The organism is Tardiphaga sp. 709 (genome assembly GCF_032401055.1).
GTDB lineage: Bacteria > Pseudomonadota > Alphaproteobacteria > Rhizobiales > Xanthobacteraceae > Tardiphaga.
Map to the genome: position 1 here is coordinate 6,021,885 of NZ_CP135529.1, position 22,550 is coordinate 6,044,434.

The following is a 22,550-nucleotide window of genomic DNA, read 5'->3' on the forward strand; positions in this document are numbered from 1 at the left end:
CTATCCCCTGATCGTCATGCGCGATAGCGACGTCATCCGCTACTTTGCCGGCCCGAAGTCGGGCATCGCAGGCATTTCGATTTGCGGAATCTCGATCTTCACGTTGGACGTATCCACAGCCGTGTTGTCGATCCAGTAGGTCACGAGACCGGGCCAGTAGATCACGATGATCACCAGGATGATCTGCATCCCAACCCATGGCAGCGCGCCGAGATAGATATCGCGGCTCTTCACTTCGGGCGGTGCAATGCCGCGCAGATAGAACAGCGCGAAGCCGAACGGCGGATGCATGAATGACGTCTGCATGTTCACGCAGAGCAGCACGCCGAACCATACGAGATCGATGCCGAGCTTGGCCGCGACCGGCGCCAGCAACGGGATGATGATGAAGGCGATCTCGAAGAAGTCGAGGAAGAACGCCAGGAAGAACACGAAGATGTTCACGAAGATCAGGAAGCCGATCGCACCGCCGGGCAGGCCGGTGAGCAGATGTTCAATCCAGCGTGCGCCATCCATGCCCTGGAAGACGAGGCTGAAGCAGGTCGAGCCGATCAGGATGAACACCACCATCGAGGTCAGGCGCATGGTCGATGTCATCGCCTGGTCGATCAGCGGCCAGGTCAGGCGGCGATGCAGCGCGGCGAGCACCATGGCGCCAACCGCACCCATGGCGCCGGCTTCGGTTGGCGTCGCGAGGCCGAGGCCGATGGTGCCGAGCACCAGGAAGATCAGCACGATTGAGGGGATCATGCCCCACAGCACACGGCTGATGAGCTTCCAGTTCATGGGCTCGCGCGCATGTTCCGGGATCGGCGGCATCGCGCTCGGCTTCAGGATCGACAATACGACGATGTAGAGAATGAAGATCACGACCTGGATGATCGAGGGGCCGATGGCGCCGAGATACATGTCGCCGACCGAACGGCCGAGCTGGTCGGCGAGCACGATCAGCACCAGCGACGGGGGGATGAGCTGCGTGATGGTGCCCGATGCGGCGATGACGCCGGTGGCGAGCTTCATGTCGTAGCCGTAGCGCATCATGATCGGCAGCGAGATCACGCCCATGGCGATGACCGAAGCAGCAACGGTGCCGGTGATGGCGCCGAGCACGGCGCCGACGAGAATCACCGCATAAGCGAGACCGCCGGGGATCTTGCCGAACAACTGGCCGGTGCCTTCGAGCAGGTCTTCAGCAAGGCCGCAGCGCTCGAGGATCGCGCCCATGAAGGTGAAGAACGGGATCGACAGCAGCAGGTCGTTGGAGATCGTGCCGTAGAAGCGAAACGGCAGCGCCTGCAGGAAGGACGGATCGAAGTGACCGGTGAAGATGCCGAGAATGCCGAAGAACAGGCCGACCGCGGCCAGCGAGAAGGCGACCGGGAAGCCGAACACCATGAAGCAGATCATGGTGCCGAACATCAGCGGGGGGAACACGCCGTAGGAAAACATCGGTGGTCCTGACTATCGAACTGGTTCTATCGAACGGATTGGTCGAAATGCGAGAGGCTGAAAAAGCGAACGCCGCTATTGCAGCGGCGCTTCGTAATGGGTGTCGATCTGGACGACGCCGGCGAGCGCGGCGATGCGCTTGGCGAGTTCGGCCAGACCCTGCAGTAGCAGCAGACCGAAGCCGAGCGGCAGCACAAGCTTCACTGGCCACAGGATCAGGCCGCCCGCATTACTGGAGACCTCCTGCGAATTCCAGGAATTCAGGAAAAACGGGAACGTCATGTAAGTGAGGTATGTCATCGCTGGCAGCAGGAAGATGCAGAGGCCGATGATGTCGATCCACAGCCGCGCGCGATCGGAGACCGCCGAATAGAGCAGATCGACGCGCACATGCTCATTGAGGCGCAGTGTCTGCGCCGCGCCGAAAAACACGATGCCGGCGAACATGTACCACTGGATTTCGAGCCAGCCGTTCGACGAATAGTTGAAGAGATAACGGATCGTGGCGTTGCCGGCGCTGACGAGGCAGGCGAGCAGCACGAGCCACTTGGCGATGAAGCCGAACACATCGCTCAGTGCATCGATCGCACGTGTGAATTTGAGTACGTCCACAGTTTCCCCCGAAAGTCGCCCCGCTGTCCGCTCATCACGTCTTTCTCACTGAGAAAGCGTAGCTTTTTCCGCTGGGCGAAAGAATTCGGCGGCACCATTTCAGCGCGTCATGCAATCGTCAATCGGAAATTGACGGTTTGTCGCAGGCCATTGGTCGAGGGGGAGGACGGAGCACCGCCGGTGGGGTTACCCCCCGGTCACGCTCATATGCCGGCTGACGCTCGGCCGGTTGTGGCGGCGATCGATGATGAAATCGTGCCCCTTCGGCTTCAGGCCGATGGCGCGGTCGATCGTGGCGTTCAGGAGGTCATTGTCGGCGGAAGCCCGCAGCGGCTTGCGCAGGTCGGATGCATCCTCGTGGCCCAAACAGGTGTGAATCGTGCCGGTGCAGGTGATGCGGACGCGGTTGCAGGATTCGCAGAAATTATGGGTCATCGGTGTGATGAAGCCGATCTTGCCGCCAGTTTCGGCAACGCGGACATAGCGGGCGGGACCGCCGGTGTCGTCCGGGAGATCCGTCATCGTGAACTGACCCGCGAGCCGCGTGCGCAGCAGCGACAGCGGTACATACTGGTCGATGCGACCTTCGCCGATATCGCCCATGGGCATCACTTCGATCAGGGTCAGTGCCATGTCGCGGCCGTGCGCCCATTCGACCAATGAGGGGATCTCGTGCTCATTCATGTTCTTTAAGGCGACGGTATTGATCTTCACGGCAAGGCCCGCTGCCTGCGCGGCGTCGATGCCGGTCAGCACCTTGGAGAGATCGCCCCAGCGCGTGATGGTGCGGAATTTCGCGGGATCGAGCGTGTCCAGGGAGACATTGATGCGCTTCACGCCGCAATCGGCCAGCTCAGCGGCATATTTGGACAGCAGCGAGCCGTTGGTGGTCAGCGTCAGCTCTTTCAGTGCGCCGGTCTTGAGGTGGCGCGACAGCGAACGCACGAGGCCCATGACGTTGCGTCGGACGAGCGGTTCGCCGCCAGTGAGTCGCAGCTTGGTGACGCCCTTGGCGATGAATGCGGAACAGAGCCGGTCGAGTTCTTCCAGCGTCAGCAGGTCGGCCTTGGGCAGGAAGGTCATATCTTCCGACATGCAGTAGAAGCAGCGCAGATCGCAGCGATCCGTGACCGAGACACGCAAATAGCTGATCCGCCGACCGAAGGGGTCGGTCATGGCAGAGGAGGCCAGGGCGGGGCTCAACTCGGAGACGGTCATTCAGATGCCTGACTGCAAAACATGAATTGCTCGCGCGGCGAAAAACGCCGCACGTTCAATCTAGTCACGGGTTGCAGCTGGCACAATCACGCCAACGTATATGTTTGGTGGATCAGCGAGGGGCGGGGAACGGCGAGCCCGCCGCAGATGCCGCGGCGGCCGGGGCCGCGGCAGGCGCTGCTGCACGCTTTGCAGCCTTGCGGGCGCGGCGTGGCGGCGTTGCGGGCTGCAGTTCGGCGACGACCGGGCTCGGATCGACCGTGGTCCGTGCCGGTGAGGTGAAATCCCCGGGAACGCGGGTGACGGTCACCGGAACTGTCATCGGCTGGAATTTTGCGAGGGTAAAGGTTGCGCTGAACCCGGTTTCCGTTGCCAGAGGCAGCGAGCACGGGGTCTTGCAGCTCGGGCCAATCGACGTGACCACTTCTGCGCCGGGCGGAACCGAGTCGAACTGCACGGTAACCGGTTCCGGTGCCGACTTGAATGCGTCCATGGAGAACGACGTGCAACCGGCCAGGCTCAGGCCTGCCGCTGCCAAAACTATTACTCTACGCATGGGTATATCCGTCACGTTTTGCGGCTAGCCGCCATCCCCGGCAACCATAGGAGCGTCGTACATATGACGCAACACGCAGGCCGCTTATAGTTAATTGATGGTTAACGAAGTCGCCAAATAATCTGAGAAACTCAATTATCTGAACAGGCTAGGCGAGGCGGCGGGGCAACAGGCAGTCGACGGTCGTCGGTAGATCGCGGAAATGGTCGATCACGATGTCGGGCTTGAGATCGATAATCGGGACATCGGTATAGCCGAATGTAACGCCGATCACCGGGACATTGGCCCGCCGCGCCACACCGACATCGGGGCCGGCATCTCCGACCATGACAACGGACGACATCACGCCACCGGCACGCGCTACCGTCTGCTGCAGGATGACGGGGTCGGGCTTCGCGACGCCGAAGGTGTCAGCGCCGCAGATCGCCGCGAATCGGTCCGTCAGCTCCAGCTTGTCGAGCAGCAGCTTCGACAACCATTCCAGCTTGTTGGTGCAGACCGCGAAGCGGTAGCCACGCCCCGCCATCTCGTCGAGCGCCGCAATCAGCCCCTCGAAGGGGCGCGACTCGTCGGCGATATGCTCCGCGTAATAAGCGATGAAATCCTCGGTCAGGCGTGTGACCTCATCCGGGCTCATTTCGCGCCCTTCCAGCTCGAGCCCGCGTTCGATCAGGCGCCGGGCGCCCTGGCCGATCATTTTCCGCGCGGATTCCAGCGGGACGGGGGCCAACCCCTCCTGATGGAGCACATGATTCAGCGCGCTGATGAGATCAGGGGCGGTATCGACGAGGGTGCCGTCGAGGTCGAAAACGACGAGGGGTGCTTGGGTCATGAGCGGATCGCTACCGGTCCGCGGCCGATCCCGCAAGGGGGGCGGACGTAGCCCAGCATCCCCCTTGGAATGCAGGCCTGCATTCCAAGGGAAAGCACGTCCTTCGCCCTGTTCCTTGCCCCCAAACGTCGCTAGATATGCGGCGCATCCCGTCCGCGGGACCGTTTTTGAACTGCAAGGACCGCCGCGCCGATGAATATGGACGAGCTGAAACGACAGGCTGCCGCCAAGGCACTTGAGCACGTACGCGACGGCATGAAGCTCGGACTCGGCACGGGATCGACGGCGAAGCATTTCGTCGAATTGCTCGGTGAACGCGTGGCGGGTGGTCTCAAGGTTATTGGCGTTCCGACGTCCGAGGCCACGCGGGCCGATGCCGAACGTTGCGGCGTGCCGCTGACCACACTCGACGAGGTCGATCGGCTCGATCTCACGGTCGACGGTGCCGACGAAGTCGATCCGGCGCTGAATCTCATCAAGGGCGGCGGCGGCGCATTGCTGCGCGAGAAGATCGTGGCGGCGGCGTCCGACCGCATGATTGTCATCGCCGACGATTCCAAATGGGTGCCGACCCTCGGCCGCTTCCCGCTGCCTGTGGAAGTGATCCCGTTCGGCCTGTCGGCAACGCGCCGCGCGATTGCCGATGTGTTCGCCAAGTGCGGGTTGCACGGCGAAATGACTATTCGTGGTGGCAAGGACGGCCATGCTTTCGTCACCGATGGTGGCCACTGGATCATCGACGCCCGGCTCGGGACCATCACCGATGCGCCCCGACTGGCTGGGCTGCTCGGCGCCATTCCGGGAGTGGTCGAGCACGGTTTGTTTATCAGTCTGGCAAGCACCGCCATGCTGGCAGGATCGCAGGGAATTCGCGTTTTCGAGCGTCCGTAACGGCGCAATCAAGGAGAATTGGAATGAAGAAGCTCTCGCACATGCTGCTGTCCGCTGGTCTGGCGCTCAGCGTTGCAGTGATCGCGCTGCCGGTCTCCGCGCAGCAGGCATCTCCGGAAGGACAGGCTCGTCCGATCAAGCCGGCATCGCCAGCTGCGATCGCTTACGCCAAGGAAATTCTGGCGATGAAGAACGCCAGCGCGATGTATGCCAATGCGGTGCCGAACATGGTTCAGCGCGTCAAGGATTCGCTGCTGCAGAGCAATCTGAACTATCAGAAGGATCTCAATGAGGTCGCCATCACCATCGCGCAGACGATGGCCGGGCGCGACAAGGAGATCACCGAGCAGATGGCGAAGATCTATGCCAGCGACTTCACCGAGGCGGAGTTGAAGGACCTTGCGACCTTCTACAAATCGCCGCTTGGCCAGAAACTTCTGGTGCAGGAGCCCCAGTCGATTTCCGCCAGCATGACCTATATGCAGCAGTGGGCGCAGCAGTTTTCGGAGCAGGTCAACGGCCTGTTCCGCGCTGAAATGCGCAAGCGCGGCAAGGAAATCTAAGGGCGTAAGCTGAGGCCCGTCATCCCGGGCCTCAGTCCGCAGTTCGGAGCGATCATGGCTGACATCGACGTCGATCTGTTTGTCATTGGTGGCGGTTCAGGCGGCGTGCGCGCCGCCCGTATCGCTGCCGGCTACGGCGCGAAGGTCATGGTGGCCGAGGAATATCGCTTCGGCGGCACCTGCGTGATACGCGGCTGCGTGCCGAAGAAGCTGATGGTCTATGCCTCGCACGTCCAGCGCGAGATCGACGATGCCGCGGGCTTCGGATGGACGATCCCGACGGCGACGTTCGACTGGTCGACCTTCATCGCAAACAAGGACAAGGAGATCGCCCGGCTCGAGGGCATCTATCAGTCCAATGTGGAGAAGACCGGCGCGACGACCGTCAAGACCCGCGCAGTATTCGAGGATCCGCACACGCTGCGCCTCGGCACCGGCGAGACGGTAAACGCCAAGCATATCCTGATTGCGACCGGTGGCGCGCCCAATCATGGGCCTGTGATTCCCGGCATTGAGCATGTGATCTCCTCCAACGAGGTGTTTCATCTGCCCGAACTGCCGAGGCGCATCGTGATCCAAGGCGGCGGCTATATCGCGCTCGAATTCGCCTGCATCTTTGCAGGATTGGGCTCCGACGTGACGGTGATCTATCGCGGCGACAACATCCTGCGCGGCTTCGATGAAGACGTGCGCGCCCATGTCCGCAGCGAGATGGAAAAGGATGGCATCACCATCCTGACCGGCTGCACGGTGACCAAGGTCGAGAAACACCGGCACGAATTCACGACGCATCTGTCCAGTGGCGCAAGCATCGCATCCGATCAGGTGTTGTTCGCGATCGGCCGCAATCCGAACACCGCCAATCTCGGTCTTGAGAAGGCTGGCGTTGCACTCAAGCCCGCCCATGGCGGCATCATCGTCAACGAGTTCTCGCAGACCAATGTGCCGCATATCTACGCGGTCGGCGACGTCACCAACCGCATCAACCTGACGCCGGTGGCGATTCGCGAAGGCCACGCCTTTGCCGATACGGTATTCGGCAAGAAGACCGTGAAGGTCGATCACAGCAATATCCCGACCGCCGTGTTCACCCAGCCGGAGGTCGGCACCGTCGGCATGAGCGAAGAAGAGGCGCGCGCCACCTTCAGCCACGTCGATATCTACAAGACCAATTTCCGGTCGATCAAGTCGACCATCTCCGGCAGCGAAAGCCGGGTGCTGATGAAGCTGGTGGTCGACGGCGCGACGGATATCGTGGTCGGCGCCCATATCGTCGGACCGGAAGCGGCCGAACTCATCCAGGTGCTGGGCATCTGCGTGAAGCTGAAGGCGACCAAGGCTGACTTCGACGCCACGGTGGCCGTGCATCCGAGTGCGGCCGAGGAGCTGGTGACGATGCGCACGCCGACCGCGCGCTACGTGCGTGAAGCTGCCGCGGAATAGTTTGACCAGGGCGTCGTCGTTGCGATCGTAGGATGGGTAGAGCGTCTTCGCGAAACCCATCGCTTTCACCGAAGAGATTGATGGGTTTCGCTGCGCTCTACCCATCCTACGATCTCCGCTATTTCTCCATCTGGATCCATTCGGCAGCGCCGCGCCACAGTGTGTCGCGGTGTTCCGGCCGGAAGAATCCGAAATGGCCGACCTTTTTCGAGCCGGCTTCGATGGGGCGGATACTGTCGATCTCCGGCTTGATCGACGTGAAGCCGGCACAGAGCATTTCCACGGCGGCGCGTGTGGCCCATGGATCGTCCGAGAAGCTCAGGGCCCGCATCTCGCCGCGATAGCGCGGGAAATTCACCAGCGCCCTGAGCTTGCGGTCGTCGAAGAAGTAGCGATCGCTGGTGACCCAGCCCGCCCATTCCAGAAACACGTCGCGTGGCAGGTCGTAGCCGAGGCCGATCCTGCCGGGTGCATAGCCGATGACGCGCGCCAGCGGTGCGCCGACGAATTTCATCAGCGCGTAGATGCGGTAGCCCTCAGGCGGCGTCATCAGTCGCCAGGTGCCGGCCTGTGCCGCGATGAGCAGGGCGCGTGACACCTCGGAATTGTTGGGGATCAGGCCGAGCGCCTGACCGCCGAAGGAATGGCCGACAAAGGCAAGTGGCATTGCCTTGTAGCGCTCGCGCATCCAGATCACCGCGGCGGTGACATCGAGCGCAGCCCAGTCGGTCATGGACGCCTTGAAACCCACCAGAGCGTTCGACCGGCCGGACAGGGGATCGGCCTTGGGCCGCGAATCCCCGGTGCCGCGGTAGTCATAGGTCAGCACGGCACAGCCACGGCTCGCGAGGTAGCTGGCGAAGCCTCTGTAGATTTTGCGGGGAACGGCGGTTGCGGAATTGATCAGAACCGCGTGAGTGCGGGCGCCGCGGGGCAGGTACAGCGTCGCGCCCAACGAATAGCCGTCGGTCGCCTGGAAGGTAATGTCATCGGCAAAAGCGTCGTCCAGTGCAGCCTCCGACACCGCAGTTTCTCCCATGGTGTCCCATATGTTCCTTACCCGAGCCTAGCAAATGCGAATTCGGCTTTGGCTGCAAGGGCTTGGGGCGCAATGTGGATTTCGAACTGGCGATCCCCATCTGTGCTGTGTATAACGCGGCCTCCGCAGCCATAAAGCGCGGTTTTCAGGAGAGAAGTGATGTCCGAGCGTTGGACGCCCGACAGCTGGCGCGGCAAGCCCGTGCTGCAAATGCCGGAATACCCGGATCTCAAGGCCCTTGGCGATGTCGAGGCGCAGCTTGCCACGTTTCCGCCGCTGGTTTTTGCAGGTGAAGCGCGCAATCTGAAGAAGTCGCTCGCCCGCGTGGCTGCCGGCGAAGCCTTCCTGCTGCAGGGCGGCGATTGCGCCGAGAGCTTTGCCGAGCATGGCGCCAACAATATCCGCGATTTCTTCCGAGCCTTCCTGCAGATGTCGGTGGTGCTGACCTATGCCGGCGCGCTGCCCGTGGTGAAGATCGGCCGTATCGCCGGTCAGTTCGCCAAGCCGCGGTCCTCGCCGATGGAGAAGCTCAACGGCGTCGAACTGCCGAGCTATCGCGGCGACATCATCAATGACATCGCCTTCACGCCAGAATCCCGCGTGCCCGATCCGCAGCGCCAGCTGATGGCCTATCGCCAGTCGGCGGCGACGCTGAATCTGCTGCGCGCTTTCGCGACCGGCGGCTTCGCCAATCTCGGCAGCGTGCATCAGTGGATGCTCGGCTTCCTGAAGGATTCGCAGCAGTCGCGCCGTTACAAGGAACTGGCCGACCGCATCTCGGACGCGCTGAACTTCATGCGCGCCTGCGGCCTCAATCTGGAAAGCCATCCGGAACTGCGTTCGACGGATTTCTACACCAGCCACGAAGCGCTGCTGCTCGGTTACGAGCAGGCCTTCACGCGCGTCGATTCCACGACGGGCGACTGGTACGCGACCTCGGGCCATATGATCTGGATCGGCGACCGTACGCGGCAGCTCGATCATGCCCATGTCGAATACTTCCGCGGCATCAAGAATCCGATCGGCCTGAAGTGCGGCCCGTCGCTGAAGCCTGATGAACTGCTGAAGCTGATCGACGTCCTCAATCCGGACAATGAGCCCGGCCGCCTCACGCTGATCAACCGCTTCGGTCACGAGAAGGTGGGGGAGCATCTGCCGGGCTTCATCCGCGCGGTGCAGAAGGAAGGGCGCTCGGTGGTATGGTCGTGCGATCCGATGCACGGCAACACGATCACGTCGAATTCCGGCTACAAGACCCGGCCGTTCGACCGCATCCTGTCCGAGGTAAAGTCGTTCTTCCAGATTCATGCGGCCGAAGGCACCCATGCCGGCGGCGTACATCTGGAGATGACCGGCCAGAACGTGACGGAATGCACCGGTGGCGCGCGCGCTATTTCGGACGAGGACCTCAACGACCGCTACCACACGGTCTGCGATCCGCGCCTGAATGCCGAGCAGTCCATCGACATGGCGTTCCTGATCGCCGAACTGCTGAAGACGTCCCGCGTCGACAGGGCGGAGCCGCTGCCGGTGGCATCGGGTCTCTAAACTTGTCGCGCCTCTGGCGGGCCACCATCAACACCTGGAATGGCCTGACCTTCGCAACGCGATCGGAGCAGGCCATTCGCGAGGAGCTGTTTGCGCTGCTCCTCGCGGTGCCGCTGTCATTCCTCATCGGCACCACCGCAGCGCGCCGGCTCGAGCTGGTGGCGGTGGTTTTGCTGCTGCTCACCGTCGAACTCCTCAACACCGCCATCGAGAAACTGGCCGACCGGCTCACCACCGAACACGATCCGCAGATCGGGCGTGTGAAGGACATGGGATCGGCGGCCGTCGGCGTCGCACTGGTGATTGCCGGCATGACCTGGCTGTATGCGCTCGGTGAGCGCATAGGCATCTTCTAATCCCGCAGTTGCGAAGGGTGAGCCGGTAGGCTTGGATGTTTCCATGACAGAATTGACGCGCTTCACCGTCACGCTCGCCCAGCTCAATCCCATCGTCGGTGATATCACCGGCAATGCCGCCAAGGCGCGCGCCGCGCGGGCGCAGGCCCAAGCCGACGGCGCGACGCTGATCGTGTTTCCTGAATTGTTTATCGCCGGCTACCCACCGGAAGACCTGGTGCTGAAACCGGCCTTTCAGGCGGCCTGCCGGGCGGCCATCGAGAATCTGGCACGCGAGACCGCGGACGGTGGTCCGGCCGTGCTGATCGGTTCGCCCTGGGTCGACGGCGGCAAGCTCTACAATGCCTGCGCGTTGCTTGACGAAGGCCGCATCGCCGCGATCCGCTTCAAGGTCAATCTGCCGAATTACGGTGTGTTCGACGAAAAGCGCGTCTTCGCGCGCGGCTCGGTCTCGGGACCCGTCACCATCCGCGGCCTGCGCGTCGGCGTGCCGATCTGCGAAGACACCTGGATGGAAGAGTCCGCCGATTACGAAGACGTGGTCGAGACGCTGACCGAGACCGGCGCCGAAATCCTGATCGTGCCGAACGGTTCGCCATATGCCCGCGGCAAGACGGATCTGCGCTTGTCGGTGCAGGTCGCCCGCGTCACCGAGAGCCATCTACCGATGGTCTACCTTAATCAGGTCGGCGGTCAGGACGAACTGGTGTTCGACGGCGCGAGCTTTGTGCTCAATGCCGACCGCTCGCTGGGCGCGCAATTGCCGTCCTTCACCGAGAGCATCACGACGCTGACATTCGAGAAGATCGACGGCCACTGGCGCTGCGACGGACCGATCGCACCGGTACCGGAAGGCGACGAGGGCGACTACGCCGCCTGTGTGCTTGGCTTGCGCGATTACGTCAACAAGAACGGCTTCCCCGGCGTGCTGATGGGCATCTCCGGCGGTATCGACTCCGCGCTTTGCGCCGCGATCGCCGTGGATGCGCTCGGCGCCGACCGCGTGCGCGGCATCATGCTGCCATTCCGCTACACCGCGCAGGTGTCGCTCGACGATGCCGACAAGCTCGCGAAGGCGCTGGGTTTCCGTTACGAGATCCTGCCCATCGCCGATGCGGTCAACGGCTTCGAGAAGATCCTTGCCGATACCTTCAAGGGTCTCGCGCGCGACATCACCGAAGAGAACCTGCAAGCGCGCACCCGTGGTACGCTGTTGATGGCCGTCTCCAACAAGACCGGCGCGATGGTCGTCACGACAGGCAACAAGTCGGAAATGTCGGTAGGCTATGCCACGCTCTATGGCGATATGAATGGCGGCTTCAATCCGATCAAGGATCTCTACAAGACCCAGGTGTTCCGTATCTCGACCTTGCGCAATTCATGGAAGCCCGAAGGCGCGCTCGGTCCCGATGGCGAAGTGATCCCCAACAACATCATTATCCGTCCGCCCACGGCCGAACTGCGCGAAAACCAGACCGACCAGGACTCGCTACCTCCCTACGGTATTCTCGATGGCATTCTCGAACGCCTGGTCGAACGCGAGGAGCCGTTGTCGGAGATCGTGGCCGCCGGTTACGAGAAGGACGTGGTGACGCGGATCGACCGGCTGCTCAACATCGCCGAATACAAGCGCCGGCAGGCGGCACCGGGCGTGAAAGTAACGCGGAAGAACTTTGGTAGGGATCGCCGCTATCCGATCACCAACAAGTTTCGCGATTTGGCCAATCCATTGCCGAGGCCCGATGAGGACTTGGTGACGCGGCCCGGCAAGGGCACCAGCGAAGCGTTCGAATGAAGCTGTAGGGCGAATGACGCCCTACAAACCCGTCGTGTATCGGCGCGTGATCCCGTCACCGCGCCGTTTTGGCCACCGCCGCAAAGGTTGAATCGCTCAGGACGCCACCGCCCTGAAACAGGGTGACGACGGGTGAGGATGCGGCGCTGGTGCTGTTCTTGATGTCATACAGCGCCGAGAAACGGTTCAGCAGTTTGGCCAGCTTGGCGGGATCGGCGAGGTCCTTCAGATTGAGGTGTTTCTCCACCACCTTGGCCTGCTGATCGATATCCATCGCGCCGACCTCGTCCGGCAGGCTGAAGATGGTGCGGAACACTTCCGCCAGCGCCTTGTCTGCAAGCAGGTCATATGCCGAGGTGATGCTCGGCGCCTTGCGCTCGAAGTAGAGCGCGAGCCGCACGCCGGGATTGCTTTCGCCCTGCTGCGTCTCCAGCGTCTGTTGCAGATATTTGTGCTGGGTTTCCATGAACTGGTCGCGGGTCTGCGGCCCGAATTTCGGTAGCCGCGCGATCTCGCCGTCGTCGTCGAAATTGAACGAGGCCACCAGCTCCGCGAAACGCGGATCCTTCTGCGTGTTGACGAAGCTCTTGGGGTCGTTCAGGTCGGAATCGAACATCTTGCGCAGATCGGCGGTGGTCACCTTGGCGGGGTCGAGGTCCTTGGCGACGAGCGCGATGTCGATGAGCTTCCTGTCGGCAAGCAGATCCTTCACGCTCTCGATATTGGCGATGTTTTTCTGATAATAGACCGCGTCCTTGTCGGCCGCCTTGCGCAGCTCGGCCTGTTCCTTGTCCTTCGTGAAGCGTGTCTTGGCGATGATGTAGTCCTTCATCACCTGGGTGACTTCCGCGGCGTCCTGCGCCACCACAGGCGTCGTGATATGTCCGCTGCTGTCGAAATTGAATGCCCGAGCGAGCTGAACGTATCGGTCGTCGTGCAGCTTGTTCACGTAGCTCTTTGGATCGTCCGGATCGCTTTTGAGCACGTTTTTGATGATCGTCGGCGAAACCTCTTCGGGATCAAGGCCAAATGCTTTCAGAGCAAAATTATAGACGTTTGGCGTCTTGAGAAAAGCATCGACCGTGGTCACCTTGGCGAGACCGGCGCGATACTGCTTGATCAGCGATGCCGCGTACTTTTCGTCCGCTGCGAGATAGGTCGCGCCCTGGCTGTTGACATATTTGGCATGGGTGTCGCTCAGCTGCGCGGCTGTCTGGGCAGACGTTCCGGTGGGCAACGTGCCGTCGGGCGAGAACTCGAAAGCGCCCGCAAGCGCCACATAGCTGTCGATCGTCTCGAGTGCATCCTTATAGCTGAGGATGCTGACCTCATTCATCGATCCGCGCGCGCGCTCCAGCTCGATCTTCTGGCGCAGGTCGGCCATATCGGCGCCCGGCTGTTTCAATGCCGCCATGTATGTGTCGATCTTGCTGGCGGCGTCGAGCATCGCTGCCTGGGCCTTGGTGATATTCGCATTGATGTCGGCTTTCTGCGACACCCAAACGGAATTGACATAGCTGTTCGGATCGGACGGATCGCTGCTCAGCACCTTGCTGATCGTGTCCTGGGACCAGCGATTCTTGTCGATGCCGAAGGCCGAGAAAACATAATTCCGCAGCTTGTCGTCGGCGAGCAGGCCATTGACGTTGGTGATCTTTTCGATCGTGAGATTGTAGTAGTTCTTGTTCGCGTCGATGGCATCGACCCCGCGCTGCGCTACGGCCGTGTACAGACCGATCATGTCGTCGGCCTGGTTCTCGGACTGGGCGGTGTTGGTGCTGCTGCTGGTGGTCCCGAAGGGGAAGGCCGCTGCGAAATCCCGGTAGCGTTTGTCGCTCAGCTTGTTGGCAAAACTGTTGGCGTCGGAGAGATCGCTTTCCAGCACCTTGCGCAGGAAGGCCTTGGCATAGGCCATGTCCTCCAGACCATAGGCCGTCGTTGCATAAGTATAGAGCCGATAGTCATTCAGGAGATCATCGACGGTTTTCACCTTGCCGATGTTCTCTTTGTAATAGGCCGTATCCCGCGAGACGGTGGCCTGTTGCGAGACCCGCGTCAGCGATTGGGTGAGATTGCGGGAGACGATATTATAGTTGAGATAAGTCGAGACCATCCGAACACCCTCGCGGTTTGGCGTGAGCCTACCGTTCGGAGGTTGTCCGAAGCTGGACGCAGGGGCCGTGCGCTCGTCGCCCTGCCTGGCTGGGCGACGTCACGGGGCCTACCGCGGCGCGTTGTTCGGCAGGAATTGCGGACCGACCGTGCGGATCTGGCCCGGTGTGGACGGCGCCGCCGGTTGCGCGGGAACTGCTGCTGCTGGCGCCTCCGGTGCTGCGCCCTTCTTCAAGGCGGCAGGCATGCCCTTTTGCGGCTGCGACATCCGCTTGGCACGTTCCTCGGTGACGATGATGTCACCATTCTCCGCTGCTGATTTGTCGTCGACATTCTTCAACGCCTCGGACCAGGTCTGGCCTTGCGCCTTGCAGGAACACGACGGATTGAATTCGGTGCGATACTTGAAAGCGTTCGGCGATGACGAATAGGGCTGCCCCGAAACCGAGACGGCCGAGTTCATGTCCTCGCCGGGATTGCGATAGGTGAACAGGTTGGCGTCGGAGGCCGGGCAGAGATTCTTGCAGGTCCGCTCGTCATCGCCGAAACGCGCCGGGATCGTCGCGAACGAGATCGGGAAATAGAAGCCGTCGCAGGTGCGCACGCAGACGGTGCGGTAGGTGCCGGACGGAACGGGCGACATATTGCCGTCCAGCGGCGGCGCGCCGGGGCTTGGTTCGTTATTGCCGAACAGGTTGCTCAGGAAACCGCCGGGGCCTGAATTCTGCGGGGCGGCGCGCTGCGCAGCGGCGGCGTATTGCGGGCCGCAATTGTTCTGCGCGAGGGCCAGCAGCACCGAGCGGCGCTGGGTATCACGGTCCGAACTGCCGGGCGTGCCGACGCGCAGGCGTTCGAGATTGCTGGTGATCTGATCCAGATTGCCGCGCATCTGCTGGATCTGATTGTTGACCGGGCCGCACTGCTGCGACTGTCCATTGAACAGCGAGAAGAAGCCGGAACTGTCGCAGCCCATCCGCTTGGCCTGCGCAGAAACGCGGTCGAGCTCGCTTTGCTGCTTGGACGCGGCGTCCTCATAGCGGCGAAGCTGTTCGGCGCGCGCGGGATCGAGGCCGTTACCGCGATCGATGGTCGCAAGCTGCGCCTCGAGGCGCCCGCACATCGGATTGCCAGAGCCCTGCTGCTGCGCCTGGCTCGGCGGATAGACCTGCTGCGCGGGATAGGCCGGGGGCGGTCCGTTCTGCGCCGATGCAGGAGTGCCCAGCGACAGCGCACCAACCAGTGCGGCACCAACGAAAGCCCAGCGAGAAAGGGAAGCAGTCACAGTGTCAGACATATCCGGCCAATGCGCGAGTCAGAAGCGAGCGAGACAGAAACAAGCGGGGTGGTGCGGCATCGCGCTTCGATACCGCCGCCAACCTCTCGCCGACGTTGCCAGACGCGCGCGATGAAAATGCGGCGGCGAACGCGGCTTTCCATAGCTGCTTCTCGCGGCAGGGTCACGTCGTTTCCGGGGCCTCACTGTGGCCGCAAGCGTGACGCAAGAAAGTCGCAAGCCGGGGGATGTCAGCGCTGGCAGGTAATCGCAACGAATTCGTCGCATTTGCCGTGATGGCAGGCGCTGCCTGACGTCGGGACCGAGCCGGTCACTTCATCGGGATCGACGCGGCGATAGGCGACGGCCTGGTCGAAGGCGCGCGATTTGCAATAGGACAGGGCGGCATGCGCGCCGCATTTCTCGCCGCGGGCGAGGCACTGGTCGATACCGTAACCGTCAGACTGGTTGGCGATGATGAAGACGCGGGAATCGGCAAAGGCCGAGGAAGCGGCCAGAACAAATGCCGCCGTCAGAACGACTGAAATGGATTTCATAACTCACCGAATGAATGAGGAAATTCGCCCTCATTCGATACGCCCCAAAGATTAACAATCATTAACCATGAGCGGCGTAGCGATGGATTGAGGCCGAAATCAGCCCTTTACGGCATAGTTCCACACCCTTGACGGGCCACCTGGGGTTGCCCCATGGTGCCCCGATGAACGGTTCTCTCGCCATTTGTGGCATTTGCCGCGAGATTAAGAGCTAGCGATTCGCTGGCTGAGGCCGTCTTTTCTCACACGAGATCAATCTCAAGAGGGATGAGGAGACGCCCGGCCGCAAGGGACGGACATCCATGGAACTGCGCCTTTACGACACTCTGACCCGCGAGAAGCGCGTCTTCACGCCGATCGATGCCGACAACGTCCGGATGTATGTCTGCGGGCCGACGGTCTACGACTTCGCCCATATCGGCAATGCGCGCCCGGTGATCGTGTTCGACGTGCTGTTCCGGCTGCTGCGGCACATCTACGGCGCCGACAAGGTCACCTATGTCCGCAACATCACCGACGTCGACGACAAGATCAACGACCGCGCGTTGCGCGATTTTCCGGGCCTGCCGCTGAACGAGGCAATCCGCCGGGTCACCGAGACCACGGCCAACCAGTTTCAGGCGGATGTCGCGGCGCTGGGATGCTTGTCGCCGACAGTGCAGCCGCGGGCGACGGACTTCGTGCTGCCGCGGCCCGACGGCAAGACCGATATGGTCACGCTGATCAGGGAATTGATCGCGCGCGGCCATGCCTATGAGGCTGCGGGCGAAGTGTTGTTCGACACCCAGTCGATGGCCGACTATGGCGCACTCTCCGGCCGCAAACTGGAAGACCAGCAGGCCGGCGCGCGCGTCGCCGTCGATGCGCACAAGAAGCATCCGACCGACTTCGTGTTGTGGAAGCAGTCATCCGCCGAAGAACCCGGCTGGGAAAGCCCGTGGGGCAGGGGCCGTCCGGGCTGGCACATCGAGTGCTCGGCAATGGCGGAGGCCTATCTTGGCACGATCTTCGACATTCATGGCGGCGGCCTCGACCTGATCTTCCCGCATCATGAAAACGAAATCGCCCAGTCGCGCTGCGCGCACGGTACGCATGCGATGGCGAATTACTGGATGCATAACGGCTTCCTGCAGGTCGAAGGCGAGAAGATGTCGAAGAGCCTCGGCAACTTCTTCACGATCCGTGAACTGCTGCAAGATTGGCCGGGCGAAGTGCTGCGCCTGAACATGCTGAAGACACACTATCGTTCGCCGATCGACTGGACCGTGAAAGGTCTGGAAGAAAGCGCCAAGACGCTCGATGACTGGTATTGGGTCGCAGCGGATGCAACAGGTGGCGACGTCTCCGACAAGGTGATGGAGCCGATGTTCGACGATCTGAATACGTCGCTGGCTGTTGCGGCGTTGCACGGTCTTCGCAACAGTGCGGCAGCAGGCAATGACGGCGATCGCAGTCAATTTGCAGCGTCGTTGCGTGCGCTCGGTTTCCTGTCGGAAACGGCTGCTGCATGGAATGGACGCAAACAACAGGCCAGCGGGATCGATGCAGCAAAGGTCGATGGTTTGATTGCGGATCGTACAGCCGCGCGGGTTCGCAAGGACTTCAAGGAGTCCGATCGTATCCGCGACGAACTTGCCGCCATGGGCGTCGTCATCAAGGACTCGAAGGAAGGCACCACTTGGGAGATCGCGCGATGAGCCGACCCGACACACCGTTTCCAAAGCACTGGAAATATTACATTGCGCTGAAATGGGCGCTGATCATCGGCGCGATAGCGCTGGCGCTGAAGCTGGTGGATTTCTGGTGAGCGCGATGGGCGAGGCGAAACCGGCACTGCGGCCGTTCCTGCCGGATGACACCGCGATTGCGGCTGCGATCTATGTGGCCAGCATCGAGGAATTGACGGGCGACGATTACAGCGAAGCGCAGCAGGAAGCCTGGGCTGCAACGGTCGACGACGAGGTGGCCTTCGGCAAGCGGCTGGCGTCGCAACTCACGCTGATCGCGACGCTGGACGGCGTGCCGGTCGGCTTTGCATCGCTGAAAGGCGCCAACCACATCGATCTGCTTTACGTGCATCCCAATGCCGCCCTGCAGGGTGTGGCATCGCTGCTGATCGATGCGATCGAGAAGCTGGCAGGTGCACGCGGCGCCAAGCTGCTGACCGTGGATGCCAGCGACACCGCCGAGCCCTTCTTCAAGAAACGCGGATATATCCCGACACAGCGCAACAGCGTGCCGCTGAATGATGAGTGGCTTGCCAACACCACGATGCAGAAGACGCTGGGCGAAGCCGGGGTGTCCTAAATCGAATGAAGAAGGCAGGGGAGGAAGACCGATGATCGATCACATCTCCATCGCGGTCAGCAATCTCGAACGTGCCGTGCCCTTCTACGAGCGTAGTTTCGCGCCGCTTGGCATGACCCGGCTGGTAACACGGCCGGCAATGGTTGGGTTCGGCAAGACCTATCCCGAAATCTGGCTCAATCTGCGTGCAGGCATGGCACCGCTACCGCTTGATAGCGGTGTGCATCTTTGTCTGCGCGCGAAGACGACGGATGAGGTTGATGCGTTTTATGCGGCAGCCATGGCCGCCGGCGGTGTCTCGGAAAGTGCGCCCTCGCTGCGGCCGCATGATCGCGTGCGCTACTATGCGACTTTCATCGCCGATGCCGATGGCAATCGCATCGAGGTGGTGACGTTCCCGAAGGACGACGCCACCACGTCGTAGAAGGCCTCAGAGCCGCGTCGCGACGTCCGGAGCCAGCTTCTTGGCTTCGTCGGAGGCCAGTGCCGCAGCGGTGCGGAGCCGGGGCAGGATGTCTTCGGCACGGTCGGCCGTCAGCACGTCCAGCGGCAGTGTCGGCCGGATGAAGGCGGTCGAGCGCATGTGTTTGAGCAGCTCGAGCAGCGGCTCCCAGAAGTTATCGATATTGGCCATCAGGATCGGCTTGCTGTGGCGGCCGAGCTGTTGCCAGGTGAGCTGTTCGACCAGCTCTTCCAACGTGCCGATGCCGCCGGGCAGGGCGACGAAGGCGTCCGACCGCTCAAACATCAGCCGTTTGCGCTCATGCATGTCGTGGGTGACGATCAGTTCCTGGGCGGCGGTCAGCGCGTTTTCGCGCTTGGTCAGGAATTCCGGGATGATGCCGGTGACCCGTCCGCCATTGTCCAGCACGGACTTGGCTACCGCGCCCATCAGGCCGATGGAGCCGCCGCCATAGACTAGGCCGATACCTTGCTCGGCCATGATCTTGCCGAGCGTAACGGCTGATTCGACGAAACTGGGATTGGTACCGGGGCCGGAGCCGCAATAGACGCAAATCGTTTTAATTGTGCTCATGGAATCCATGTGGCACTGCGGGATAACAGCGTCAAGACACGGAATGAACGCGATACGGGAAATTCCTGCCCGGGACACCTCTCCGCAGGGAAAAGAATGCTCCGCGAGGGTGCGACGTTCCGGCAAAGCGCCTATATGCATTCTAATGAAATCGACCTCCATTTTGAGCCGGCCCCGGGCCGCAGCTCCGTTCGCTCCAGGCGCCGTGCATGTCTGATTCCGATCCCGCGCTGAACGACGAGACAGCTCCCAACCCGGCCTATATCGAGCGCGGCACGCTGTTCGGAACGCTCGCCCATTTGTGGCCCTATATCTGGCCGGGCGACCGCGACGACCTGAAGATGCGCGTCGTCTGGTCCATGCTGCTGCTGCTGGTCGCCAAGGCGGCCACCCTGACAGTGCCGTTCACCTTCAAATGGGCGATCGATGCGCTGACCGGCGCCGATACGGCTCCGGTCCAGTCCTCGAACTGGACGCTGTGGCTGATCGCATCGCCGGTCGCCATGACCGTCAGCTACGGCGCGATCCGCGTGCTGATGGCGATCTTCACGCAATGGCGCGACGGCATCTTTGCCAAAGTGGCGATGCATGCAGTGCGCAAGCTGGCCTATCTCACTTTCGTCCATATGCACGAACTGTCGCTGCGCTTTCATCTGGAGCGCAAGACCGGTGGTTTGACGCGCGTGCTCGAACGCGGCCGCGCAGGCATCGAAGTCATCGTGCGCATGGTGATCCTGCAACTGGTGCCGACCATCGTCGAGCTGTTGCTGGTGATGGGTGTGCTGCTCTGGCAGTTCGACTGGCGCTATGTGCTGGTCGTAGCGATCACCGTGGTCGTCTACATGTATTATACGTATCTGGCGACCGAGTGGCGCATCGCCATCCGCCGCAATATGAACGAGTCCGATACCGAGGCGAATACCAAGGCGATCGACTCGCTGCTGAACTACGAGACGGTCAAATATTTCAGCGCCGAAACGCGTGAGGCCGAACGCTATGACAAGACCGTCGAGCGCTTCGAGCGCGCCAGCGTCAAGACCTATACCTCGCTGGCTGTCCTCAATACCGGGCAGGCGATCATCTTCACGCTCGGTCTGACATCGACCATGCTGATGTGTGCGGTCGGCGTGCGCAACGGCACCCACACGGTGGGCGATTTTGTCATGATCAACGCCATGATGATCCAGCTGTACCAGCCGCTGAATTTCATGGGCATGGTCTATCGCGAGATCAAGCAGGCGATCATCGACATCGAGAAGATGTTCGGTGTCCTGAACCGCAATCCGGAAGTGAAGGATATTCCAGGAGCCAAGCCGCTGCTGGTGACATCCGGCGCTGTGCGCTTCGACGATGTACGTTTCGCCTACGATCCGGAGCGGCCAATCTTGAAGGGGCTCTCCTTCGAGGTGCCGGCCGGCAAGACCGTCGCCATCGTCGGCCCGTCGGGCGCCGGCAAGTCGACGATCTCGCGGCTGCTGTTCCGGCTCTATGACGTGTCCGGTGGCACGATCTCCATCGACGGCCAGAACATTCGCAATGTCACGCAGGCCTCGTTGCGCCAGTCGATCGGCATGGTCCCGCAGGACACCGTGCTGTTCAACGACACCATTCGCTACAACATCCGCTACGGCCGCTGGGACGCGACGGACGAAGAGGTCGAGGAAGCTGCCCGGATGGCGCAGATCGACCCGTTCATCCGGATGTCGCCGAAGGGCTACGAGACCGAAGTGGGCGAGCGCGGACTGAAACTCTCCGGCGGCGAGAAGCAGCGCGTGGCCATTGCGCGGACCGTGCTGAAGGGCCCGCCGATCTTGCTGCTCGACGAAGCGACGTCGGCGCTCGATAGCCATACCGAGCAGGAGATCCAGGACGCGCTGGAGAAGGTCTCGCAGGGCCGTACCTCGCTGGTGATTGCGCATCGACTGTCCACCATTGTCGGCGCCGACGAGATCATCGTGCTCGACCAGGGCCGGATCGCCGAGCGCGGCACCCATGGCCAGTTGCTGGCCGCCGGCGGTCTCTATGCCAGCATGTGGAACCGGCAGCGCGAGGCCCAGGAGGCCCGCGAACGGCTCGCCCAGATAGGCGACGATGCCATCGCCCCCAATCGCACTCCGCCGCCGGTCGACGACGATCGCCTGATGACGCCTGACGCGGCGGAATAATCTCTGCTAAAGCAGGGCCAGATTCTGCCCGAACCCAGGTTTTAAGCACCCATGTCCATCGCAAATTCCATCCGTGGCCAGATCCCGCCGATCCACAAGGAAGGCTATCCGTTCATTGGCGCCTTTGCGCTGGCGAGCCTGGTGCTGTTCTGGATCTGGACGCCGCTCGGATGGATCGGCACGGTCCTGACGGTCTGGTGTGCGCTGTTCTTCCGCGATCCGGTCCGCGTAACCCCGACCCGCGAGGGTGTCGTGGTGTCGCCCGCCGACGGGAAAGTGTCGATGGTGCAGCCGGTGCTGCCGCCGGCCGAACTCGGCCTTGGCGACCAGCCGCTGCTGCGTATCTCGGTGTTCATGAGCGTCTTCAACGTCCACGTAAACCGCAGCCCGGTGGCTGGCCGGATCGAGCGCATTGCCTATCGGCCGGGCAAGTTCATCAATGCTGAGCTGGACAAGGCCAGCGAGGACAATGAGCGCAATTCGCTGGTGATTTCGACCCCCGGCGGCCGGATCGGCGTGGTGCAGATCGCCGGGCTTGTGGCGCGCCGGATCGTGTCCTTCGTGCGCGAGGGCCAGACCCTGAGCGCCGGCGAGCGCTTTGGCCTCATTCGCTTCGGCTCCCGGCTGGATATCTACCTGCCGGAAGGCAGCAAGGCGCTGGTGGCCGTGGGGCAGACCGCGATTGCCGGCGAGACCGTGCTGGCCGATTTCCGGATCGGTGACGGCGGCCGGACCTACCGCGTCGATTAACCCCGATTTCCTGCCGGTTTGGGCGGCAGGACGCCACAATGGCGGAGC

The 22,550-nt window shown here is 62.0% G+C and carries 21 protein-coding genes; 11 read left to right on the plus strand and 10 right to left on the minus strand.

What is annotated here, in order from left to right; genetic code table 11:
• Positions 1-39: 39 nt before the first annotated feature.
• The 5 genes from RSO67_RS28780 to RSO67_RS28800 form a co-directional block, all read right to left on the minus strand.
• Entirely contained in the window at positions 40-1,449 is a 1,410-nt protein-coding gene (locus RSO67_RS28780) for a TRAP transporter large permease subunit (protein ID WP_120290994.1), read from the minus strand.
• 75 nt (positions 1,450-1,524) lie between these two features.
• Positions 1,525-2,061 carry a TRAP transporter small permease subunit gene (locus tag RSO67_RS28785; RefSeq protein ID WP_315841644.1) on the minus strand — a complete coding sequence of 179 codons (537 nt, stop codon included), beginning with the start codon at positions 2,059-2,061 and terminating at the stop codon, positions 1,525-1,527.
• Between the two features lie 186 nt (positions 2,062-2,247).
• Positions 2,248-3,279 (minus strand): GTP 3',8-cyclase MoaA, encoded by a 1,032-nt coding sequence (gene moaA / locus RSO67_RS28790; RefSeq protein WP_315841645.1) that lies wholly within the window; start codon positions 3,277-3,279, stop codon positions 2,248-2,250.
• Positions 3,280-3,391: 112 nt separating this feature from the next.
• Positions 3,392-3,835: a hypothetical protein gene (locus tag RSO67_RS28795; protein WP_089267143.1), complete on the minus strand. Its 444-nt coding sequence runs from the start codon at positions 3,833-3,835 to the stop codon at positions 3,392-3,394.
• A gap of 148 nt (positions 3,836-3,983) precedes the next feature.
• Positions 3,984-4,667 (minus strand): HAD family hydrolase, encoded by a 684-nt coding sequence (locus RSO67_RS28800; protein ID WP_315841646.1) that lies wholly within the window; start codon positions 4,665-4,667, stop codon positions 3,984-3,986.
• A gap of 192 nt (positions 4,668-4,859) precedes the next feature.
• Between RSO67_RS28800 and rpiA the strand changes: the two genes are divergently transcribed.
• The 3 genes from rpiA to gor are packed head-to-tail and all read left to right on the plus strand — an operon-like array spanning position 4,860 to position 7,564.
• Positions 4,860-5,558 carry a ribose-5-phosphate isomerase RpiA gene (gene rpiA, locus RSO67_RS28805; RefSeq protein WP_315841647.1) on the plus strand — a complete coding sequence of 233 codons (699 nt, stop codon included), beginning with the start codon at positions 4,860-4,862 and terminating at the stop codon, positions 5,556-5,558.
• A 23-nt stretch (positions 5,559-5,581) separates the two neighbouring features.
• Positions 5,582-6,121, plus strand: coding sequence for a DUF2059 domain-containing protein (locus tag RSO67_RS28810; protein ID WP_093758922.1), 540 nt, complete (start codon positions 5,582-5,584; stop codon positions 6,119-6,121).
• Between the two features lie 54 nt (positions 6,122-6,175).
• Positions 6,176-7,564 (plus strand): glutathione-disulfide reductase, encoded by a 1,389-nt coding sequence (gene gor, locus RSO67_RS28815; protein ID WP_315841648.1) that lies wholly within the window; start codon positions 6,176-6,178, stop codon positions 7,562-7,564.
• A 118-nt stretch (positions 7,565-7,682) separates the two neighbouring features.
• On the opposite strand, the gene RSO67_RS28820 is transcribed toward gor, so the two are convergent.
• Positions 7,683-8,603 (minus strand): alpha/beta fold hydrolase, encoded by a 921-nt coding sequence (locus RSO67_RS28820; protein ID WP_315841649.1) that lies wholly within the window; start codon positions 8,601-8,603, stop codon positions 7,683-7,685.
• A gap of 159 nt (positions 8,604-8,762) precedes the next feature.
• Between RSO67_RS28820 and RSO67_RS28825 the strand changes: the two genes are divergently transcribed.
• The 3 genes from RSO67_RS28825 to RSO67_RS28835 are packed head-to-tail and all read left to right on the plus strand — an operon-like array spanning position 8,763 to position 12,302.
• On the plus strand, positions 8,763-10,151 hold the full coding sequence (locus RSO67_RS28825; RefSeq protein ID WP_315841650.1) for a class II 3-deoxy-7-phosphoheptulonate synthase: 1,389 nt from the start codon (positions 8,763-8,765) through the stop codon (positions 10,149-10,151).
• Positions 10,152-10,153: 2 nt separating this feature from the next.
• Entirely contained in the window at positions 10,154-10,507 is a 354-nt protein-coding gene (locus RSO67_RS28830) for a diacylglycerol kinase (protein WP_315841651.1), read from the plus strand.
• Between the two features lie 43 nt (positions 10,508-10,550).
• Positions 10,551-12,302: an NAD+ synthase gene (locus RSO67_RS28835; RefSeq protein WP_315841652.1), complete on the plus strand. Its 1,752-nt coding sequence runs from the start codon at positions 10,551-10,553 to the stop codon at positions 12,300-12,302.
• 55 nt (positions 12,303-12,357) lie between these two features.
• Here the strand turns inward: RSO67_RS28835 and RSO67_RS28840 are convergent, their stop codons facing one another.
• The 3 genes from RSO67_RS28840 to RSO67_RS28850 form a co-directional block, all read right to left on the minus strand.
• Complete coding sequence (locus RSO67_RS28840) at positions 12,358-14,415, minus strand: DUF1217 domain-containing protein (RefSeq protein ID WP_315841653.1); 2,058 nt, start codon at positions 14,413-14,415, stop codon at positions 12,358-12,360.
• A gap of 108 nt (positions 14,416-14,523) precedes the next feature.
• A complete protein-coding gene (locus RSO67_RS28845) occupies positions 14,524-15,708 on the minus strand; it encodes a DUF2865 domain-containing protein (protein ID WP_315841654.1) in 1,185 nt (394 codons plus the stop codon).
• Between the two features lie 230 nt (positions 15,709-15,938).
• Positions 15,939-16,244: a hypothetical protein gene (locus tag RSO67_RS28850; protein WP_089267154.1), complete on the minus strand. Its 306-nt coding sequence runs from the start codon at positions 16,242-16,244 to the stop codon at positions 15,939-15,941.
• A gap of 302 nt (positions 16,245-16,546) precedes the next feature.
• Between RSO67_RS28850 and cysS the strand changes: the two genes are divergently transcribed.
• The 3 genes from cysS (at position 16,547) to RSO67_RS28865 (ending at position 18,975) form a co-directional block, all read left to right on the plus strand.
• A complete protein-coding gene (gene cysS, locus RSO67_RS28855) occupies positions 16,547-17,941 on the plus strand; it encodes a cysteine--tRNA ligase (RefSeq protein WP_315841655.1) in 1,395 nt (464 codons plus the stop codon).
• A gap of 115 nt (positions 17,942-18,056) precedes the next feature.
• Positions 18,057-18,551 (plus strand): GNAT family N-acetyltransferase, encoded by a 495-nt coding sequence (locus tag RSO67_RS28860; RefSeq protein ID WP_315844389.1) that lies wholly within the window; start codon positions 18,057-18,059, stop codon positions 18,549-18,551.
• A 31-nt stretch (positions 18,552-18,582) separates the two neighbouring features.
• Positions 18,583-18,975 (plus strand): VOC family protein, encoded by a 393-nt coding sequence (locus RSO67_RS28865; protein ID WP_315841656.1) that lies wholly within the window; start codon positions 18,583-18,585, stop codon positions 18,973-18,975.
• A gap of 6 nt (positions 18,976-18,981) precedes the next feature.
• Here the strand turns inward: RSO67_RS28865 and RSO67_RS28870 are convergent, their stop codons facing one another.
• A complete protein-coding gene (locus RSO67_RS28870) occupies positions 18,982-19,587 on the minus strand; it encodes a TIGR00730 family Rossman fold protein (RefSeq protein ID WP_092151626.1) in 606 nt (201 codons plus the stop codon).
• A gap of 209 nt (positions 19,588-19,796) precedes the next feature.
• Here RSO67_RS28870 and RSO67_RS28875 point away from each other — a divergent pair, with 209 nt between their 5' ends.
• Positions 19,797-21,752, plus strand: coding sequence for an ABC transporter ATP-binding protein/permease (locus RSO67_RS28875; RefSeq protein ID WP_315841657.1), 1,956 nt, complete (start codon positions 19,797-19,799; stop codon positions 21,750-21,752).
• A 51-nt stretch (positions 21,753-21,803) separates the two neighbouring features.
• Positions 21,804-22,502, plus strand: a complete 699-nt coding sequence (locus RSO67_RS28880) for a phosphatidylserine decarboxylase (RefSeq protein WP_068730577.1) — start codon at positions 21,804-21,806, stop codon at positions 22,500-22,502.
• The last annotated feature ends 48 nt before the right edge of the window (positions 22,503-22,550 follow it).

What these genes read in the sequence shown, in the direction of transcription:
- gor (WP_315841648.1), top strand. Translation starts at nt 6,176, where the DNA reads ATGGCTGACATCGACGTCGATCTGTTTGTCATTGGTGGCGGTTCAGGC.
- RSO67_RS28820 (WP_315841649.1), bottom strand. Translation starts at nt 8,603, where the DNA reads ATGGGAGAAACTGCGGTGTCGGAGGCTGCACTGGACGACGCTTTTGCC.
- RSO67_RS28825 (WP_315841650.1), top strand. Translation starts at nt 8,763, where the DNA reads ATGTCCGAGCGTTGGACGCCCGACAGCTGGCGCGGCAAGCCCGTGCTG.
- cysS (WP_315841655.1), top strand. Translation starts at nt 16,547, where the DNA reads ATGGAACTGCGCCTTTACGACACTCTGACCCGCGAGAAGCGCGTCTTC.
- RSO67_RS28870 (WP_092151626.1), bottom strand. Translation starts at nt 19,587, where the DNA reads ATGAGCACAATTAAAACGATTTGCGTCTATTGCGGCTCCGGCCCCGGT.
- moaA (WP_315841645.1), bottom strand. Translation starts at nt 3,279, where the DNA reads ATGACCGTCTCCGAGTTGAGCCCCGCCCTGGCCTCCTCTGCCATGACC.
- RSO67_RS28865 (WP_315841656.1), top strand. Translation starts at nt 18,583, where the DNA reads ATGATCGATCACATCTCCATCGCGGTCAGCAATCTCGAACGTGCCGTG.
- RSO67_RS28845 (WP_315841654.1), bottom strand. Translation starts at nt 15,708, where the DNA reads ATGTCTGACACTGTGACTGCTTCCCTTTCTCGCTGGGCTTTCGTTGGT.
- rpiA (WP_315841647.1), top strand. Translation starts at nt 4,860, where the DNA reads ATGAATATGGACGAGCTGAAACGACAGGCTGCCGCCAAGGCACTTGAG.
- RSO67_RS28840 (WP_315841653.1), bottom strand. Translation starts at nt 14,415, where the DNA reads ATGGTCTCGACTTATCTCAACTATAATATCGTCTCCCGCAATCTCACC.
- RSO67_RS28780 (WP_120290994.1), bottom strand. Translation starts at nt 1,449, where the DNA reads ATGTTTTCCTACGGCGTGTTCCCCCCGCTGATGTTCGGCACCATGATC.
- RSO67_RS28860 (WP_315844389.1), top strand. Translation starts at nt 18,057, where the DNA reads ATGGGCGAGGCGAAACCGGCACTGCGGCCGTTCCTGCCGGATGACACC.
- RSO67_RS28800 (WP_315841646.1), bottom strand. Translation starts at nt 4,667, where the DNA reads ATGACCCAAGCACCCCTCGTCGTTTTCGACCTCGACGGCACCCTCGTC.
- RSO67_RS28880 (WP_068730577.1), top strand. Translation starts at nt 21,804, where the DNA reads ATGTCCATCGCAAATTCCATCCGTGGCCAGATCCCGCCGATCCACAAG.
- RSO67_RS28795 (WP_089267143.1), bottom strand. Translation starts at nt 3,835, where the DNA reads ATGCGTAGAGTAATAGTTTTGGCAGCGGCAGGCCTGAGCCTGGCCGGT.
- RSO67_RS28875 (WP_315841657.1), top strand. Translation starts at nt 19,797, where the DNA reads ATGTCTGATTCCGATCCCGCGCTGAACGACGAGACAGCTCCCAACCCG.
- RSO67_RS28810 (WP_093758922.1), top strand. Translation starts at nt 5,582, where the DNA reads ATGAAGAAGCTCTCGCACATGCTGCTGTCCGCTGGTCTGGCGCTCAGC.
- RSO67_RS28835 (WP_315841652.1), top strand. Translation starts at nt 10,551, where the DNA reads ATGACAGAATTGACGCGCTTCACCGTCACGCTCGCCCAGCTCAATCCC.
- RSO67_RS28850 (WP_089267154.1), bottom strand. Translation starts at nt 16,244, where the DNA reads ATGAAATCCATTTCAGTCGTTCTGACGGCGGCATTTGTTCTGGCCGCT.